The organism is Vibrio sp. Vb1554, from assembly GCF_033344235.1.
Genome location: NZ_JAWPOJ010000437.1, coordinates 1 through 1,058 on the forward strand (window position 1 = coordinate 1; position 1,058 = coordinate 1,058).

Annotated in this window: 2 protein-coding genes; both read right to left on the bottom strand. The window is 46.7% G+C overall.

Annotated elements, in window-relative coordinates:
• Window positions 1-385 (bottom strand): lipocalin-like domain-containing protein (locus tag R8N28_RS26885; protein ID WP_318183876.1); only part of this gene is annotated, 385 nt, incomplete at its 3' end.
• A partial coding sequence (locus tag R8N28_RS26890) for an ABC transporter permease (RefSeq protein WP_318183877.1) occupies window positions 385-1,058 on the bottom strand: 674 nt, incomplete at its 5' end. The genes R8N28_RS26890 and R8N28_RS26885, both read right to left, overlap by 1 nt.

Genomic DNA, 1,058 nt, shown 5'->3' on the forward strand with positions numbered 1-1,058 from the left:
GGCTCACGACAACATGTGAAATGTACAGTTGCGGGTTTTGCCAACCGCTGGTTTCTCGTTCATCGGCGGCGACACGAAAATAGCTCCACTGCACGTTGTAAGTGCGACCTTGCTTATCTTGCAGCTTCGCAAAGTAGTTCCACCATTCATGTTGATATTCAGGATGGAAGCGAAAGTCTGAAGGCAATGAGACATGCTCGTCCGGTAAAACCGGCTCAAAAATGGTTTTATTTTCTCGCGTCAGTACCGAATTGATTTCGTTTTCTTGGGTAGCAGTAGGCTCTAGCCAAAACGTTGAATACAACGTCGCTCCAGTCAACATGGCAAAAACGACTACGATCAGCATCGAAGCAAAAACGCGTTTTTTAGAGTTTTGTTTTTCCACTACAACGCATCCCTCAACGACTTCATTGGCGTACTCTTAATCATTCGAATTACGGGTAACGCCCCGGCGATCATAATCGCGAGCATTGCCCAAGCGATAGTTTGTGCATATTCCCAAGGAATGGTTTGCAGTTCGAGTGACCAACCAAAAGATTGTTTAATGATGATATCAACAATTAGGTGGGCCAAGGCCAATCCTAACGGTACTGCAATAATCGCAGAAATGGCACCAAAGGCGAACAGTTGCAAGCCCCCCAAGGCAACCAACTCTTTGCCAGAAACACCCATGCATCTCAGCAGCGAGAAGTGTCTTTGACGAGAGAGTTCTCCTGCTAGGGTTGCAAAGAAAAGACCAAATACAGCAATGATAAGAGTAATGTTGCCTAGCGTGCCAGCGATGGCGAACGTGTGATCAAATACTCTCATGGCTTGATTGTAGATATTGCTGTTGTCGAATACGCGGTCTTGTGGCAATCGGAAGACATTTTCTAAACGATTCTTCAACCCTTCTCCATTCACGCTGTCTTTCAGCAATACGCCTAACCCTACGTTACCCGTTCCGGCAAACGCATAAAGCCAGTTTCGATGGGACATCATCACTTGGTTGTATGGGTTGCCATAATCGTAGTACACACCCACGACTTGCCAACCTTCACCCAGTGGCGCTTGCAGAT